9 protein-coding genes and 1 pseudogene are annotated in these 17,685 nt (G+C 73.6%); 3 read left to right on the plus strand and 7 right to left on the minus strand.

The features are described from left to right. Window positions 1-261: 261 nt before the first annotated feature. Window positions 262-1,263 carry a hypothetical protein gene (locus OHA19_RS43205; RefSeq protein ID WP_331749235.1) on the plus strand — a complete coding sequence of 334 codons (1,002 nt, stop codon included), beginning with the start codon at window positions 262-264 and terminating at the stop codon, window positions 1,261-1,263. A gap of 83 nt (window positions 1,264-1,346) precedes the next feature. On the opposite strand, the gene OHA19_RS43210 is transcribed toward OHA19_RS43205, so the two are convergent. The 6 genes from OHA19_RS43210 to OHA19_RS43235 form a co-directional block, all read right to left on the minus strand. Continuing rightward, window positions 1,347-2,717 carry an MFS transporter gene (locus OHA19_RS43210; protein ID WP_331749233.1) on the minus strand — a complete coding sequence of 457 codons (1,371 nt, stop codon included), beginning with the start codon at window positions 2,715-2,717 and terminating at the stop codon, window positions 1,347-1,349. Beyond that, window positions 2,714-3,706, minus strand: a complete 993-nt coding sequence (locus OHA19_RS43215) for an ornithine carbamoyltransferase (RefSeq protein WP_331749231.1) — start codon at window positions 3,704-3,706, stop codon at window positions 2,714-2,716. The genes OHA19_RS43210 and OHA19_RS43215 overlap by 4 nt, the downstream gene beginning before the upstream one ends. Window positions 3,707-3,710: 4 nt before the next feature. Next, window positions 3,711-10,301, minus strand: coding sequence for an amino acid adenylation domain-containing protein (locus OHA19_RS43220; RefSeq protein WP_331754566.1), 6,591 nt, complete (start codon window positions 10,299-10,301; stop codon window positions 3,711-3,713). Then, the gene (locus OHA19_RS43225; protein ID WP_331754568.1) at window positions 10,298-15,397 is read right to left on the minus strand and encodes an amino acid adenylation domain-containing protein; all 5,100 of its coding nucleotides are present in this window, start codon (window positions 15,395-15,397) and stop codon (window positions 10,298-10,300) included. The genes OHA19_RS43220 and OHA19_RS43225 overlap by 4 nt, the downstream gene beginning before the upstream one ends. A 72-nt stretch (window positions 15,398-15,469) precedes the next feature. Beyond that, window positions 15,470-15,685, minus strand: coding sequence for an MbtH family NRPS accessory protein (locus tag OHA19_RS43230; RefSeq protein WP_331749225.1), 216 nt, complete (start codon window positions 15,683-15,685; stop codon window positions 15,470-15,472). A gap of 129 nt (window positions 15,686-15,814) precedes the next feature. Continuing rightward, window positions 15,815-15,943 (minus strand): hypothetical protein, encoded by a 129-nt coding sequence (locus OHA19_RS43235; RefSeq protein ID WP_281066960.1) that lies wholly within the window; start codon window positions 15,941-15,943, stop codon window positions 15,815-15,817. Window positions 15,944-15,948: 5 nt separating this feature from the next. On the opposite strand from OHA19_RS43235, the gene OHA19_RS43240 reads away from it, so the two are divergent. Beyond that, complete coding sequence (locus OHA19_RS43240) at window positions 15,949-16,533, plus strand: DinB family protein (protein WP_331754571.1); 585 nt, start codon at window positions 15,949-15,951, stop codon at window positions 16,531-16,533. 82 nt (window positions 16,534-16,615) lie between these two features. Next, window positions 16,616-16,762 (plus strand): annotated as a pseudogene (locus OHA19_RS43245) (IS5/IS1182 family transposase); the annotation flags it as partial. A 76-nt stretch (window positions 16,763-16,838) separates the two neighbouring features. Here OHA19_RS43245 and OHA19_RS43250 read toward each other — a convergent pair. Then, window positions 16,839-17,630, minus strand: coding sequence for a class I SAM-dependent methyltransferase (locus tag OHA19_RS43250; protein ID WP_331754572.1), 792 nt, complete (start codon window positions 17,628-17,630; stop codon window positions 16,839-16,841). Window positions 17,631-17,685 lie beyond the last annotated feature (55 nt).

Consider the following 17,685-nt stretch of genomic DNA (forward strand, 5'->3'; position numbering starts at 1 on the left):
CTCCTTCGTCAGTGGGCGGTGCGGAGGACTTCGGTGATGGAACGACTCTCGCGGCCCGGACTATGTGCGTCCTATAACCGCGCCGGCCGGGCGTATTGCCTGGTCACAGGGGTGAGGAGCGGTGCCGAAGCCGCCGCGATGCCGGGACGATATGGCAACGGATTACGTTCTTCCGGAAACAGATGTACGAATCACTACATCGTTTTTCGGCCATGCAAGCGGCCAGTACCGGTCACTGTCCCCACCAGTGAAGGAGTCACTGTGGTCACGCTCACAAGCGCCCGGGTCCGGCAGAAGGACACCGACGACAACGGGGGCCTCCCCCGATTACACGGCCCCCTCGCCTGGTGCGCGGGGGCCATGGCACTGCTCGCGGTGACAGCCACGGGCGGCCTGCTCCTCGACGGACGCACCGTGCTGGGTGAGGGGGTGTGGCTCAAACCCCTGAAGTTCGCGGTCTCCTTCGGCCTGTACACGATCACCCTGGCGTGGATGATCGGCCGGACGGAGCGCTGGCAGCGCACCTTGCGCAGACTCGGCACCGTCACCGTGGTGCTGTTCATCGTCCCGGAGATATCGGTCATCACGTTCCAGGCCGTGCGGGGCGAACGCAGCCACTTCAATGTGTCGTCCACGCTCAATGACGTGCTGGTCAAGGCGATGGGCGGCGCGGCCTACATCGGCTGGACGATGACGCTGCTGCTCGGGATCTTCCTCCTGTGGCAGCGCAAGGTGGACCGGCCGCTGGCCTGGGCCATCCCGATCGGACTGTTCGTCTCCCTGGCGGGCATGTCGATCGGCTATCTGATGACCACCCCCACGGCCGCGCAGCAGCGGGCCATGGACGCCGGGGAACATCCCTCCACGCTCGGCGCGCACAGCGTCGGGGTACTGGACGGTGGTGCCGGCCTGCCGCTGACCGACTGGGCGACCGGTGGCGGGGATCTGCGGGTGGCGCACTTCGTGGGTCTGCACGCGCTGCAGCTGCTGCCGCTCGCCGCCCTGGGCCTCGGGATGCTCGCGGGACGGCTGCCGCTGCTGCGGGGCGAGGGTACGCGTACGGCCCTGATCGTCGTCGGCGGCGCCGGCCATGCCGGGCTCACCGCCCTGCTGCTCTGGCAGGCGGAGCGGGGACAGCCGCTGCTCGAACCCGACCGGCTCACGCTCACCACCGCCGCCTGGCTCGTCGGCGCGGTCTCGGTGGCCGTCGCCGTGGTGCTCGCGACGGCGTCGCGCGACAGGCGTGACGTACCCGGGGGCTGACGCTCGCGGCGCGGACGGAGGAGGGGGTCACCGCGGCTGCGATGACCCCCTCCCTTCGTCTGCGCGATCCACCGGGCGTCCGGTCAGTCGGCCGCCGCGAACGGGCCCCGGCGCAGGGCCGGGGAGATCAGCGCGGCGAGGGCCGTCAGAGCCATCGCGAGGCTGAGTCCGAGGACCGTCCGGGTCGGGCCGAGGCCCTCCAGCGCGAACCCGGCCGCGACCGGCCCCGCGGCCATCGCACCGCCACCGACCAGCATGGCCAGGGAGTTGGCCCGTCCCCGCATGCTGTCCGGTGCGATCCGGACGAGATGGACGCCGCCCGCCACGTTGAACACACCGCCCACATAGCCGCTCAGCGCGAAGATCGCACCCAGCGCGTAGGGGTCGCGGAGCACGGCGACGGGCACCATCAGCAGCGCCCACACCGCCAGCCCGCCGATCACCAGGGCGCGCATCGACAGGCGTTCGGTCCACCGGCCACCGCTGAGCGCCCCGACCAGGCCGCCCGCCCCGCTGAGCGAGAGCACGACACCCACCTGGAACTCGGTGCCGCCCGCCGACTGGATGCCGGACATCACCGCCAGGTTGAGGCCCTGGAAGAGGATGTTGGAGACGGCGACGGCGGCCATCACGGCCCGCAGGAAGTGCTGGCGCCACATCCAGACGAGACCGGCGCTGACCTCGGCGGCGAGCGCCGTCCGGGGCGCGTCCTTCCGGTCCTGCTGAAGCCTTGCGCGTACCCCGAACAGGCAGACCACGGCTGCCAGTTGACCGGCTGCCGCCGCCACGAACGGCAGTGCGGAGCCCAGTGTGACCAGTCCGCTGCCCAGCGGCTGGCCCGCGATGGCGGCCCCCCGGGTACGGGCCTCGTTGCCGGTCATCGCGGCGCCGATCTGCTCGGGCGGCACCACGGCGGGCACGGCGGCCCGCTCGGCCAGCTGGAACAGCACACCGAGGGTGCCCTCGACGAACGCGGCGGCCAGCAGCGCCCACAGCCAGATGTGCCCGCTCAGCAGGAGCGCGGCGATCACACCGGCCACCACCGCCTGGCCGAGTCCGGTCACCAGCATGATGCGCCGCCGGTCCCAGCGGTCGACGAGCGCGCCGCCGGGCAGCTGCACCACGAGCTGCGGGAGCAGCAGCGCGGTCCCGACCAGCCCGGCGTCGCTGGGCGACCTGGTCGCCCACAGGACGGCGAGCGGATACGCGACGGCGGTCGCGCGCCCGGCGAGCAGCGAGAGGCCGGCGCCGCCCCAGAGTAGGCGGTAGTCACGGTTGCGCCGCAGCGGTACGGGCGGCGCGGCGGTCTTCCCGTCCGGTGCGGGCTCCGGCACGCGCCCCTCGGTCGCCCGGGGCTCCTCGTCCGGCACGGCGTCGTCCCGTTGCTCGGCCAGGAGCCACGGCAGCACCGCCGTGTCGGTCAGTTCGGTCACGGACTCGGTCGCGGGTTTCATCGCGCGGCCACCAGATCGCGGTCCGTGACGGAGGTCGCCCCGGCCGCCGGCTCCCCGGCCTTCGGGGAGGTCCCGGCGGTGCGGACGAACTCCAGTACCGCCATCGCGCTGTACATCTTGTTGGTGGCCTGGGCGAAGGCGATGCTGTGCGGTCCGTCCAGTACCTCGGCCACGACCTCCTCGCCCCGGTGGGCGGGCAGGTCGTGCATGAACACGGCGTCCGGGCTGGTCTCCCACAGGGCGGGGGTGATCTGGAACGGGGCGAAGACGTTCCGCCAGTCGGGGTCGGGCTTGCTGGTGCCGGTGGTCTGCCAGCGGGTCGTGTAGATCACGTCGTAGCCGCCGGTCAGCTCGTCCATGTCGTGCCGCTCCACCAGGGTGGCGCCGGTGCGGGCGGCCTGGGCGCGGGCCCGGTGCGCGATCGCCTCGCCGAGGCCGTAGCCGGGCGGGGTGCGGACCTCGAAGTGGACACCGGGGAAGCGGGTGAGGGCGAGCGCGAGGGCCGCCGCCGTGTTGTTGCCCTCGCCCGCGTACAGGATGCGCAGGCCGTCGACGTGGCCGAAGTGGCGTACCAGTGTGGTGAGGTCGGTGAGCGCCTGGGTGGGGTGTTCCTCGGCGGTCATGGCGTTGACCACGGACATGGTCCCCTGCCGCGCCCAGCCGCGCAGTTCGGCCTCGGGTCCGGCGGTCCGGGCGACGAGGACGTCGAGCATCCCGGACAGCACCCGGCCGGTGTCCTCGGTGGTCTCGCCGGTGTTGAGCTGGAGGTCGCCGGGCCCGTAGGCGATGAGGGAGCCGCCCAGCCGCAGCGACCCGGAGGAGAAGGCGGTGCGGGTGCGGGTGGAGGTCTTGGCGAAGTAGACGCCGACGACCTGGCCGTCCAGCGGTGCGGGCCGCCGGGCGAGCCCGACGGAGAACTCGGCGCCGCGGTCCACGATCCGCCGCAGCTCCGCGTCGGTGAGGTCGTCGATGGAGATCAGATGACGCATGGGGTCAGCCTTCCTGGGCCGGGTCGTGGGCCGTACGGACGTCGAGTGCGGCGGCGAGGTGCTCCACCGTGTGGTGGCGCAGTGCCGTCGCGAGGTCGAGGGGGAGCCCGGCCCTGCGGGCGGCGAGCAGCAGGGGCGGGACGAGCAGGGAGTCGCCGCCGAGGTCCCTGAAGTCGTCGTGCACGCCGACCTGTTCGAGGCCGAGCACCTCGGCCCAGACGGCGGCGAGCCGTCGCTCGGTGTCGGTGCGCGGCTCCTCGTAGGGGGTGTCGGCGGCGGTGGCGGCGCGGGCCACCAGGGCGACTCGGTCGCGCTTGCCGTTGTCGCCGAGCGGGAGCGCGGGCAGGGCCGTGACGGTCGCCGGGATGACGGCGGCGGGCAGCACCGCGCGCAGCCTCTCGCGCAGGGCGGGCACCGAGACGGTGTGTCCCTCGGCGGGGACCACCCAGGCCGCGAGGCGCTTGCCGCCGTCGGCGGCGTCGACGGCCGCGACGAGGGCTTCGCGCACGGCGGGGTCGGCGGCGAGCGAGGCCTCGGCCTCGCCGGGTTCGACGCGGTGTCCCCGGATCTTGACCTGGTCGTCGGCGCGGCCGAGGAACTCCAGGGCGCCGCCCGGGAGCCGGCGGGCCAGGTCCCCGGTGCGGTAGAGGCGGGCGCCCGGCAGTCCGTAGGGGTCGGGCAGGAACGCGACGGCGGTCAGGTCGGGACGTCCGGCGTAGCCGCGGGCGAGCCCGTCGCCGCCGAGATACACCTCACCGGCGATGCCGGCGGGGACCGGCCGCAGCGTGCCGTCCAGGAGCCGCAGGGTGACGCCCGGGAGCGGGGAACCGAGCGCCACGAGGGTGCGCGGCGCGCGGGGCCGTTCGGGGGCGTGCAGGGTGTCGGCGTGCTGGAGCCCGGCCCGGACGCCGGACGCTGCCGCGACGGGGCGCGGCGCGCTGCGGTGCCGGGGCAGGACGCGCAGGGCGGTGGCGGCGACGGTCGCCTCGGTGGGGCCGTACTCGGCGGCGAGGACCATACCGCCGGCCCCGATGCGGGCGGCGACCCGGTCGGCCTGGGCGGCCGGGTAGGCGTCGCCCGCGCAGACGGCGAGCGCGGCCAGGGAGCCGAGTTCGGCGTCGGTCAACTGGGCTTCCAGGAGCGCCAGATGGCCAGGGGTGAGCCCGACGAAGGAGTAGGGCGCGCCCTTGAGGAGCTCGGTGCCGAACTCCCCCGGCCCGTACGACTGCGGGAGCAGCCGTACGGTCTGCCCGGTCATCAGCGGCGCGTACAGCGCGGGGACCCCGAGATCGAAGCCGACGGAGGTGAACCACGGCGCGCCGCCGGTGCCCGCCGCCGCGTACTGCTCGACCGCCCAGTGCAGGTAGTGGGAGAGAGAACGGTGGCTGATCTCGACGCCCTTGGGGGTGCCGGTGGAGCCGGAGGTGTGCAGGACGTACGCGAGCCGGTCCGGATCGTGGGCGGTGGCGGGTCGGGCGGGCACGGGGGCGTCGTCGAGGTCCTCGGTGACCAGGAGCGGGACGTCGCCCAGGCGGGCGGCGTGGCGGCGTTCGGTGACCGCGAGCGCGAAGTCGGTGCCGGCGATCCGGGCGTCGGGGGTGCAGGGGTCCACGGGCACCTGCGCGGCGCCCGCCTTCCAGACGCCCAGGAGCGCGGCCACCAGGTCGGGGCCCCGGTCCAGGAGCACGGCGACGCGGGTCTCGGGCCCGGCGCCGAGGGCGCGCAGCCGGTGGGCCACGGCCTCGGCACGGGCGTCGAGCGCGGTGTAGGAGAGGGTGGCGTGCGGGAGGGTGGCGGACCCGAAGGAGAGGGCGGGGGCCAGCGGGGTGCGGGCGGCCTGTGCCTCGATCGCGCCGAGCACGTCGGCGGGGGTGTCGGAGTGCGGCAGGGCGGGCGCGGCGAGGGCGCCGCGCTCGTAGGCGTCGGGGTACGAACCGCGGGCGTCGCCGTCGGCGCCGGTGCGCGCCATGTCGGCGAAGACGGCGGTGTAGAGCGCGGCGAGGCGCTTGGCCCGGCCCCGGGAGAGGGTGCGGGTGCGGGAGGCGATGGACAGGTGACCGCGCACGGGGGTGCCGACGACGAGCCGGAACTCGTTGGGGCTGTCGTCGCGGCTGGCCATGATGTCGATGAGCTCGGTGTCGACCTGGTGGAAGTCCAGGTAGTGGAAGAGGACGTCGATGAGGTGGGATTCGCCGCCGGGTCTGCGCATGGCGGGCATCGGGTAGCGGCGGTGCGGCCACAGCTCGACCTCGCGGGCGAAGACCTGCTGGGCGAGTTCGCCCCAGGTCGCGGCGGTGCGCTCGTACGGGAAGGGCACCGAGTTGAGATACATGCCGGAGACGCGTTCGGCGCCCGCCTCCTCGGGGCGCGCGTCGGCGACCATGCCGCCGCGGAACCGCTCGGCGCGGGTGAGCAGCGACAGGACCTTGCTGTGCGCGGCGTGCAGGACGCTCTTGTAGGGGACCTCGGCGGCGGTGGCCAGGGCGCGCAGGCCCGGCTCGACGTCGCCGAGCGGTACGTCGATGCGGTAGCGCTCGTCGCCCTCGTCGTCGCCCTGCCATCCGGCGGGGACGCTGAACCGCTCGTACGTGTCGACGATGTGGCGCCAGTGCTCGCGATCGGCCGGGTCGTCCAGGGAGCGCAGTTCGCCGGCGACGAAGTCGGCGTAGCGGACGGCGGGAACCGGCGGGGCGGGCTCGGGCTCGGCGCCGGAGCGCAGCGCGCGGTAGGCGCGGAGCATCTCCATCAGCTGGGAGTGGTAGCTCCAGCCCTCAATGACGGGGTGGCACTCGGTGATGGACAGCCACCAGCTCTCGTCGTCGAGGAGGTGGACGGCCATCCGCATGAGCGGTGCGCGGGTGAGGTCGAAGAGCTCTTCGCGGTCGCGGTCGGCGAATTCCCAGAGGGCCAGTTCGCGGCGGGCGGCGGGCAGGTGGCGCAGGTCGTCGAAGACGCAGGGCATCCGTGAGGCGGCGTGGACGAGCTGGAGCGGCCGGGAGTAGCCGCCGAGGGCGAAGGAGGTCCGCATGACCTCGTGGCGTTCGACGATCAGGTCGGCGGCTCGCTGGAACGCGTCCGGGTCGAAGGGGAGTTCGTCGCGGATCCGGAAGGAGGTGATGTTGTGGTAGCGGTTCTCGGTGCTCTCGCCGTACATCTCGACGAGCATCCCGGCCTGGGTGAGCGAGACGGGGTAGGCGTCGGTGACGTCGGCGGGCAGCGCGGCCCGGTCCTGTTCGCCGATGAGGGCGAACCGGGCTACGGCCGTGCCCGGCCCGGCCCCGTCGGCGTCGCCGAGGGCGGCCCGCAGCCGGGCCACGGTGCGGTGGGCGAAGATGTCGCGGACGCTGGTCTCCCAGCCGGCCTCGCGCAGGGCGCCGACGAGGGTGACGGCGCGGATGGAGTCGCCGCCGAGCTCGAAGAAGTTGTCGTGGACGCCGACGGTGTCCCGGCCCAGGACGGTGGCCCAGATCGCGGCGATGGCGCCCTCGGTGGCGTCGCGGGCCTCGACGTAGTCGCCGACGGCCGTGGCGGCGCGGCCCGGGGCGGGCAGCGCGCGGCGGTCGAGCTTGCCGTTGGCGGTCAGCGGCAGGGCGTCGAGGGTGAGGTAGGCGGCGGGCACCATGTACGACGGGAGGGTCTCGCCGACGCGGGCGCGCAGCGCGGCCGGGCTGATGTCGTCGGGGCCGGCGCCTTCGGCGGGGACGACGTACGCGACGAGTTCCCTGGCGCCGGGGCTGTCCTCGCGGACGAGGACGACGGCTTCGGCGACGGCCGGGTCCGCGGTGAGCGCGGACTCGATCTCACCGGGCTCGATGCGGTAGCCGCGGAGTTTGACCTGGTGGTCGGCGCGGGCGACGAAGTCGAGGTTGCCGTCGGGCAGTACCCGGGCGATGTCGCCGGTGCGGTAGAGCCGGGCGCCCGCCGGGCCGTAGGGGTCGGGCACGAAGCGCTCGGCGGTCAGGTCGGGGCGGCCCGCGTAGCCGCGGGCGACGCCGATGCCGCCGATCCACACCTCGCCGGGCACGCCGACGGGCAGCGGGCGCAGGTGCTCGTCGAGGACGTACATGGTGGTGTGCGGGACGGCGCGGCCGATGGGGACGAGTTCGGTGGTGACGGGCCCGTCGAGGAAGTAGGCGGAGTTGCCGACGGTGATCTCGGTGGGGCCGTACTCGGCGGCGAGGCGGGTGCCGTCGGGGCCCGCCGATGCGGTCCAGCGCTCGGCGAGCCGGGCGGTGAAGGAGTCGCCCGCGGCGATGACGAGACCGGCCAGATTTTTGATCTGATGGTCCGTCAACTGCTGTTGGAGCAGGTCGAGATGGCCGGGGGTGAGTTTGATGAAGGAGTACGGGGCGCCCGCGGCGAGCAGGGCGCCGAGGTCGGCGGTGTCGAAGTCCTGCGGGAGCAGGTCGACGTCGCGGCCGGTCATCAGCGGCGCGTACAGGTCGGGGACGCCGAGGTCGAAGGCGACCGACGAGAACAGCGGGGCGCCGCCGGGGCCGGCGCCCGCGTAGGCCTGGACGGTCCAGCCGAGGTAGTTGGCCAGGCCGCGGTGGGTGACGAGGACGCCCTTGGGGCGGCCGGTGGAGCCGGAGGTGTAGATGACGTAGGCGAGCGCGTCGAGGTCGTGGCCGGTGGGCAGGGCGGCGGTGGCGGCCGCGCGGGCGGCCTGCTCGGCCGGGTCGTCGGTGACCAGGACGGTGGGGCCGTCTTCGTCGGTGACCGGGACGGTACGGCCGTCGAAGCGATCGGCGTAGCGATTCTCGGTGAGGACGGTCCGGGTGCCGGTGGTGGCCAGCATGTGGCCGACGCGCTCGTCCGGGTAGCCGGGGTCGATGGGCACGTACGCCGCGCCCGCGCGCCAGATGCCGAGCAGGGCGGCGACCAGTTGCGGCGAGCGGTCCAGGAGGACGGCGACGGTGTCCTCGGGGCCGATACCGAGCCCGGCGAGGCGGCGGGCGTGGCGCTCCGCCTCCTCGACGAGCCGGCGGTAGGTGTACGTGGTCTCGCCGTGGCGCAGTGCGGTGGCGTCGGGGGTGGCCGCGGCCTGTTCCAGGATGGTCTCCAGGACGGGGCGCAGGGCGGTGGCGTCGAGGGGGTGATCGGTGCCGACTGGGGTGGCCGGTCCGTCGAGGAGCAGGGCGCGCTCCTCGGGACCGATCGGGTCGAGGGTGGACAGCGGGGCGTCGGGGGCGGCGGCGATCTGTGCGAGGAGCCGGGTGTAGTGCCCGGCGATCCTGTCGGCGGTGGCCGCGTCGAAGAGGGCCGTGGCGTATTCGAGGCTGCCGTGCAGGGTGCCGTCGGCGCGTTCGGTGAGGTGCAGCGTCAGGTCGAAGCGTGCGATGGAACCTGCGGCCGGGACGGGCTCGGCGGTGATTCCGGGCAGTTCGGGTCCGTCGGCCCCCTCGCCGGACACGAGGTCGAACATGACCTGGAAGAGCGGTGTGGTGGACAGGTCGCGCTCGGGCTCCAGCTCGTCGGCGATCCGGTCGAACGGCGTCTCCTGGTGGTCGAAGGCGTCCAGCACGGTGGTGCGGTTGGCGGCGAGGACGTCCCGGAAGGCCGGGTCGGTGCCCCAACGGGCCCGCAGTACCAGGGTGTTGTACGCGTATCCGGCCATCTGCCGCAGTTCGGGGCGGGTGCGTCCGGAGACGGCGGTGCCGACCGAGACGTCCCGCTTGCCGGTGTAGCGGCCGAGCAGGGTCTGGTAGGCGGTGAGCAGCACCATGAAGAGCGTGGCGTCGCCGTCGCGGGCGACCTTGCGCAGCGCGGTGGCGGTGGTGGCGGGGACGTCGAAGCCGTGCGAGGCACCGCCCCAGGTGCGTACGGCGGGGCGGGGCCGGTCGGTGGGCAGGGCGAGCGGTTCGACGCCGGCGAGCTCCCGGCGCCACCGGTCGAGGCCGCGGTCGGCGTCGGGGCCGCTCTGCCGGCGGGCCGCCCAGGCCGCGTAGTCGGCGTACTGGACGGGAAGTTCGGGCAGTTCCTCGCCCCGGTGGAGGGCGGCGAGGTCGGCCAGGAGCAGCGGGCGGGTCAGCGCGTCGCAGGCGATGTGGTGCATGACGACGAGCAGGACGTGGTCGTCGGGGGCGAAGCGCAGCAGTCGTACCCGCAGCGGGTGGTCGGCGGCCAGGTCGAAGGTCTCGGCGGCGCGGGCCTCGGTGAAGGCGACGGCGGCCGCATCGCGGGCGGCGCTGTCCAGGCCGGGCCGGTCGGTGACCGCGAGGTCGACGGGACCGGCCGGGTCGACGACCTGCCGGGGGTCGGCCGCGTCCAGGACGTAGCGGGTGCGCAGGATCTCGTGGCGGGCGGCGAGCGCGTCGAACGCCTGCTGGAGGGTGCCCGTCGAGAGCGGACCGCGCAGCCGGTACGCCATCGGCAGCAGATACTCGGGGCTCTCCGGATCGAGCTGGTGCAGGAACCACAACTGGCGCTGCCCGGCCGAGAGTTCAAGGGGCTTCGTGCGGTCTGCGCGCGGGATCGCGGCGCTGCGGACGGGGGTCTCGGCGCCTCGCCCGCCGCGCCCGGCGAGGCGGCGGCGCAGGAGCTCGGCGCGCAGCTCCTCCTGCGTGGGCTGCGTCGGCGCGGTGGGTGCGGTCACGGCTGGTACTCCCTGTGGGCGAGGGCGAGTTCGGCTTCGGTGAGCTTCTCTATCTCGGCCGTCACGGCCTCTTCCACGGCTTCGGCGAGCCGGGCGACGGTGGGGCGTTCGAAGACGGCGCGCAGGGGCAGTTCGACGTCGAACTCCTCCTGGATGCGGGCGATGACCTGGGCGGCGCGCACGGAGTTTCCGCCGCTGCGGAAGAACCCCTGGCGGGAACCGATCCGGTGGCCCGCGACGGCGTCGGGGCCGAGCAGCACCTCGGCCCAGATCCCGGCGATGATCTCCTCGACGGGTCCTTCGGGCGTGGTGTACGGCTCGTCGGCGAGCGCGGCCGCGAGGTCGGGCGTGGGCAGGGCCGCGGTGTCGACCTTGCCGTGCCGGGTGAGCGGTACGGCGGTGATCGGCACGAGCAGCGCGGGGACCATGTAGTCGGGCAGCCTGCGGGCGCAGTGGTCCAGGAGCGCGCTGTCGCCGGGCACGGGCAGGTCGTCGGCGGCCACCCAGTAGGCGACGAGCGCGGCGTCGGGGCCGGTGCCGTGGACGGTGACCACGGCCTGGGCGACGGCGGGATGCTCGGCCAGGACGCCCTGGACCTCGCCGGTCTCCACCCGCCTGCCGCGGATCTTGACCTGGCCATCTGCGCGCCCGGCGAACTCCAGTGTGCCGTCGGGCAGCATCCGGGCCATGTCGCCGCTGCGGTAGAGGCGGGCGCCGGGCTCGCCGTACGGGTCGGGCACGAACACGGCGGCTGTCAGGTCGGGCCTGCCGTGGTAGCCGCGGGCGAGGGCGGCACCGCCGATGCACAGCTCGCCGGTCACCCCGTACGGCACGGTCACGAGGTTCTCGTCCAGCACCCGGACCGTGCAGTGCGGGTAGGGGCGGCCGATCGGGGTGGACTGCGCGGTGTCGTGCGCGTCCCACCGGGTGGAGGCGATGGTCGTCTCGGTGAGCCCGTACTCGTTGATGAACCGCCGCAGCCTGCGCGAGAGGTCTCGGGCGAGGGCGGGCGGGCAGTCCTCGCCGCCGGTCTTGCCGACCAGCGGGCGGCGGCCGAAGCCGGCGTCGATCAGCATCTGCCAGTGCGCGGGGGCGGCCTGGAGGTGGCTGACTCCGTGCCGGTCGAGCAGCGCCAACTGGGCGCGATGGTCGCGTAGTTCGTGTTCCTGGGCGAGGACGACCCGGCCGCCCGCGACGAGCGGCATGACGAGCTCGGTCCAGGAGATGTCGAACGTGGGCTGGGCCAGGGCGAGGTAGGCGTCGTCGGGTCCCTGCCCGAAGCCCAGGTGGGCCTGGAAGGCGCGCAGGGTCGGCAGCAGGGTGCGGTGCTCGACGGCGACCCCCTTGGGGCGGCCGGTGGAGCCGGAGGTGTACATCAGGTAGGCGAGGCGTGTGCCGTCCCCGGCGGGCAGCGGCTCGGCGCCGGCCGGCGGTGCGGCGTCCGGTTCCGTGTCCAGGGTGAGGACGGCGCCGCGGTGGATCCCGGCGAGGCGTGCGGCGCCCGTCGTGTCGGTGACGAGGACGCCCGCCCCCGAGTCGGCGAGCACATGGGCGATCCGGTCGTCGGGCGCGCCCGGGTCGAGCGGCACATGGGCGGCGCCGGCGTGCCAGCTGCCGAGGATCGTGGCGAGCAGGTCGGGGGTGCGGCCGAGCAGCACGGCGACGGTGGTCTCCGCCCCGGCGCCGAGGTCGCGCAGCCGGTGGCCGAGGAATTCGGCGCGGCGGGTCAGCCGCTCGTACGTCCAGGTCTCGTCGCCGCAGACGACGGCCGGGTCCTGTGGGGAGCGCCGGGCCACCTCCGCGATCGCGGTGTGCACGCCGCCTTCGGACGCTCCGGTGATCGTGTCCCCCGCACCGGCGGGGCCGGGGCCGTGGGCGACGAGTTCGGCGCGCAGCGCGGCGGGCAGGATGTCGGCGGTGCCCAGCCGTGCCCACGGGTCGTCGGCGACCGCCTCCAGCAGTCGGGTCCAGCAGTCGGCGAACCGCTCGACGGTGGCCGGGTCGAACAGGGCGGTGGCGTACTCGGCCATGCCGAGCAGGGAGCCGTCGTCCCGGCGCTGCACGACGAACGTGAGGTCGGTGCGGGCGGCCTGCCAGGCGCCCCGGAAGGCGTCGAGGTCGCCGGACGAGGTCGCGGTGCCGGTGCGCCCCTCCTCGTGCAGGTCGAACATCACCTGGTAGAGCGGGGTGCGGGCGGCGTCGCGGCTCTCGTCGAGCTCGGCGACGAGCCGGTCGAACGGCAGCTCCTGGTGGGCGAAGGCCTCGCGGGCGGTGTCGCGGACCCGGACGACGGCGTCCCGGAAGGTGTCGGCGGCGTCGGCGTCGCAGCGCAGCACGAGGGTGTTGAGGAAGAACCCCACGACATCGGCGGTCTCGGGCCGCTCGCGGCCGGCCACCGGGATGCCGACCGGGACGTCCCAACAGCCGGTGAGGCGGGCGACGAGCGCGGAGAACGCGGTGAGGAGGGTCTGCTGGAGAGTCGCCCCGCAGCTGCGGCCGAGGGCCGCGACGCGCTCGGTGAGCGCGGCCGGGACGGTGAAGAGGTGGACGGCGCCGTGTGCGTCGCGCACCGGCGGCCGGGGCCGGTCGGTGGGCAGGTCGAGCGGGACGATGCCGTCCAGCACCTGCTTCCAGTGGCCGAGTTCGCGCGAGACGAATGTGTCGGTGAGCCGGGCGCGCCGGTGGGCGGCGTGGTCGGCGTACTGCACCGGGAGCTCGGGCAGCCGGGCGTCGGTGCCGGTGTGGGCGGCCTCGGCGAGCGCCTTGAGGTCGCGCTCCAGGACGACGGAGGACCAGCCGTCGCAAGCGATGTGGTGCAGCGAGAGGATCACGTGCAGGTGCTCGGTCCCCCGGCGTACGGTCAGCGCGCGCCAGACGGGGCCGTTCTCCAGATCGAAGGGGCGGGCGAACTCCTCCTGCACCAGGGCGTTCAGCTCGTCGGCGGTCGCGGCGAGCGCGGTGCGCAGCCGGGGCGGGCGGGTGCCGGGCGCGTCGGCGATCTGGACGGGCTCGGTGCCGTGCAGGACGTACCGGGTACGCAGGATCTCGTGCCGGTCGGCGAGTGCGCCGAGGGCGGCGGCGACGGTGGCGTCGCTGTACTCGGCGGGCAGGGTGAGGAAGGTGGGGGCGTTCCACTCGCTGCTGCCGGGGCGCAGCCGGTCGAGCAGCCACATGCCCTGCTGGCCGGGCGAGAGCGGTAGGCCCTCGGGCTCGCGGGGCACGGGAAGGACCGTTTCCGCAATGTGGTCGTCGCCGGTCGGGTCGCCGGGGCGGCCGATCAACGCGGCCTGGGTCTCGACGGTGGTCGCGGTGAACAGCGCGCGCAGCGGTACGCGGGTGCCCGCCGACGCGGACAGCAGCTCGGAGAGCCGGGTCAGCATCAGTGACGAGCCGCCGAGCTGGAAGAAGTCGTGGGTGGCGCCGATCTCCCCGGCGGGGATGCCGGTCAGCTGCGCCCAGATCTCGGTGACGGCCCGCTCGGTGGCGTCGCGCACCGGGACGTACGCGGTCTCGGCGCGGCTCTCGGCCGGGTCGGGCAGCGCGCCCCGGTCGATCTTCCCGCTGGCGGTGAGCGGCCACTCGTCGACGGTGACGAACACGGAGGGCACCAGGACGTCGGGCAGGGTGCGGCGCAGGAAGGCGCGCAGCTCGTCGGGGCGGGGCGCCTCACCGCGCGGCTGCACCCAGGCGGCGAGGCGGTGGCCGTCACCGGCGGTGTCGGGCACGGCGGCGGCGACGGCGGTGCGCACCCAGGGGTGGGCGGCGAGCGCGGCCTCTACCTCGCCGGGCTCGATCCGCACACCGTTGACCTTGACCTGCTGGTCGAGGCGGCCGAGGTACTCGAGGACGCCGTCGGCGCGCCAGCGCACCTTGTCGCCGGTGCGGTAGAGCCGCTGTCCCTCGTTGTGCGGGTCGGGCACGAAGCGTTCGGCAGTCAGGTCCGGGCGGCCGAGGTAGCCGAGGGCGAGCCCGATGCCGCCCGCGTGGAGTTCGCCGGGGACGCCGACGGGCACGGGCCGTCCCGCCGGGTCGAGGACGACCACGCGCATGTTGCCGATGGGCCGTCCGATGGGGACGGCGCCGGTGTCCCGGTCCGGGTCCCACAGGTGCTCGGTGATGTCGACGGACGCCTCGGTGGGGCCGTAGGTGTTCCAGATCCGTACGCCGGGCGCGCGTTCGAGGATGCGGCGGCACAGGTCGGCGTGAAGGGGTTCGCCGGCGCTGAAGACCAGGCGCAGGGCGGTGGCGCGCTCCCAGCCGGATTCGTCGACGAGGCGCCGGTAGACGGAGGGGACGCCCTGGAGGACGGTGACGCCGTGGTCGGCGACGGCGGCGAGCAGGGTCGCGGGGTCGCGCTCGGCGCCTTCGGGGGCGAGCACGAGGGCGGCGCCGCTGATGAGCGGGGAGAACAGCTCCAGCCCGGCGGCATCGAAGCCGACGGTCGTCTTGAGCAGCACCCGGTCGGCGGGCCCGAGCCGGTGGCGGTGGGCAAGCCAGCGCACCCGGTTGGCGATGCCCTCGTGCGGGACGACGACGCCCTTGGGGCGGCCGGTGGAGCCGGAGGTGTGCAGGACGTAGGCGGGCCGGGCCGGCTCGGCGGCGAACTCCGGTGCTGCTGCGGGCTGTTCGCCGTTGAGACCCTGGGACCGCTCACCGGTGACGTCCTCGGCGAGCAGCACCCGGGTGCCCGTGGGCAGCCTGTCGGCGGTGGACCGCTCGGCGAGGGCCACCGGTGCCTGCGCGTCGTCGAGGACGAGGGCGATGCGGCTCTCGGGGTGGTTGGGGTCGAGCGGTACGTAGGCGCCGCCCGCCAGCCAGACGCCGAGGAGCCCGGCGACCAGGTCGGGCCCGCGGCGCAGGCACACGCCCACGAAGTCGCCGGGGCGCACGCCCAGGGCGTGCAGCCGGGCGGCGAACAGGGCGGCGCGCGCGCCGAGTCCGGCGTACGTGACCATGCTTCCGTCGGCGCCGACCACGGCGGGCGCGTCGGGCGTACGGGTGCGCTGGGCGGCGAACAGCGCGGGCAGCAGGGGCGCGGTCCTGGGCCGGGCAGTGGTCGCACCGGCGTACGAACCCGACAGCGTGCGGTCGTTCACAGTCTCTCCTCCATCGGGATCGGGCGGCGCGGTGGGGGTCGGGCCCGGCCTCGGATCCGGCGGCCAGTTCGGTCAGGCGGCGGTGGCGTCCATGCGGCGACGCAGGCTCAGCGGGCGCAGGTCGGTCCAGATCTCGGTGATGCGCGCGAGGCACTCCTCGCGGGTGCCCTCGGCGCCCTCGGCGTGCCAGCCGGCCGGCAGGGCGCGGTCGGCCCACCAGATCGAGTACTGCTCCTCGTCGTTGAGCACGACGCGGTACAGGGTCTCTTCGGTCTGTTGCTCGCTCATCAGTTCGACGCCCCTTCGTGTGGTCGGTTATGGCCATGGTTGAAGGGCGACCTATCCGGGCCCTATGCCGGCCATGTATTCACCGAGCCCGGGGCATGGCGGGCCAATGCAGTTGCTTTGGAGGTTGTCTCACGTGGCAAGTTTCGCGAGCTTCTTGTAGCAGGTCAGGGCGGCGGCCATGGCCAGGCCTCGGCTCTGCCGGTCGTTGCGGACCACGTACGGGATCTTGAGACCACGAGCAGCCCATGGAAGGCTCATGCCGCATGATCGATGAATTCGCGAAGGACAATCTGCACGGGAGACTGCGGCGGGACCGCAGGGCGCTGCTCTGGAAACTCGACGGCTTGTCCGAATACGACGCCCGCCGACCTTTGACAGCGACCGGGACCAACCTCCTCGGCCTGGTCAAACACGTGGCCACCGTCGAGGCCAGGTACTTCGGCGAGGTCTTCGACCGCCCTTCCCCGGAACCGCTGCCCCGATGGGGGGACTACAACGGCAGCGATCTATGGGCGACCGAGGACGAGACCCGCGATCAGATCATCGGGTTCTGCCGGCGCACGTGGGAACACTCGGACGCGACGATCAACGAGCTTCCCCTCGACGCCCCCGGCCACGTGCCGTGGTGGCCGGAGCCTTATCCCAACACGAACCTGTTCGCCATCATGGTCCATGTCCTCGGCGAGTCCAACCGGCATGCCGGGCACGCCGACATCCTGCGCGAGGGCCTCGACGGCCGGACCGGGGTGCGCCCCGAACACGAGAAGCAGATCGACGAGGAAGCCCGTGCGGCCTACTGCGCGAAGATCGAGCAGGCCGCCAGGTCGGCCGCACCGGTCAAGGCTTAGAGGTTGCCTCACGTGACTTGATGTCCGTGCGGCATGCTGCCGGTCGTGGGCGCTGATCTGTCGAAGCGTCTGGTTCCTGATGAACTCCATCCCGCTCGCCGTCGCCGTGTCCGGCGCGAACAGGCACGACAGCCTCGCCCTCAAGCCGCTCATCCGCGGCATACCCGCCGTCCGGTCCCGCCGGGGATCACGGCGGCGCCGACCCGTCAAACTCCGCGCGGACAAAGGCGTAGGGGGGCGGGCTGGCACAGCGCTCCACTTGGCCATTCGGAGACACGGCCGTCTCGGCCGCCCCCACGGCTGGGTCAGCCCGGCTTGACCGCCAGCGTCGCGAAATAGTGCGACATGTATTGAGCGGATGCGTTGGACTGGTGCGGCGCTTCCGCGAAGGCGGTGAGGACGAACCCCGCGGCGAGTTGCCCGCCGATCTGGTCTGTGAGGGTGTGGCTGTATTCAAGAGGGGCATCCGCGCCGAACTTCGTGGCGCGTTCCTCGGCTGAGTACTGCGTGACATCGCTGTAGGGCAGCTTGTGCACGACGATCAGCTCGGCGCGCTCGTCGAGCGCCTCGTGGTCGAACAAGTACGCATCAGGGTTCAGGAAGCCCACGAGCAGAGTTCCGCCCGGTCGCAGGACGCGGAAGCACTCACGCCACACCGGTGCCAAGTCTGGTACGAACAGGTTGGAGACCGGATGGAATACGACGTCGAATGTTGCGTCGCCGAAGGCGCTGAGGTCGCACATGTCGCCCAGGACAGTGCGCAGCTCGAGTCCGTCGCGCGCCGCCACCATCCGGTCCTGGCCGAGCTGGCGGGGTGAATTGTCGAATACGGTGACCCGCGCCCCTGCGGCGGCGAGGATCGGACCCTGCTGGCCACCACCGGAGGCCAGGCACAACACGTCCTTGCCGGTCAGGTCCGTCGGCAGCCAGGAGCGGTCGACCGGCTCATGCCCGATGAGAACGATCGACCAGTCGCCCCTGCGGGCGCGCTCGACATCCTCAGCACTCACCGGCCTCGACCACTCGTTGCCCTCTTGGACACACTTGTCCCAGGCTGCCCGATTGTGGGCAACCGGGTCGACAACAATGTCCTGCACGTTTAACTCCCTGCTACAGCCAAGCGGACACCTGCGGTGCTGACAGTTCGGTGCC

It is taken from the genome of Streptomyces sp. NBC_00012 (genome assembly GCF_045040875.1).
Taxonomy (GTDB): Bacteria; Actinomycetota; Actinomycetes; order Streptomycetales; family Streptomycetaceae; genus Streptomyces.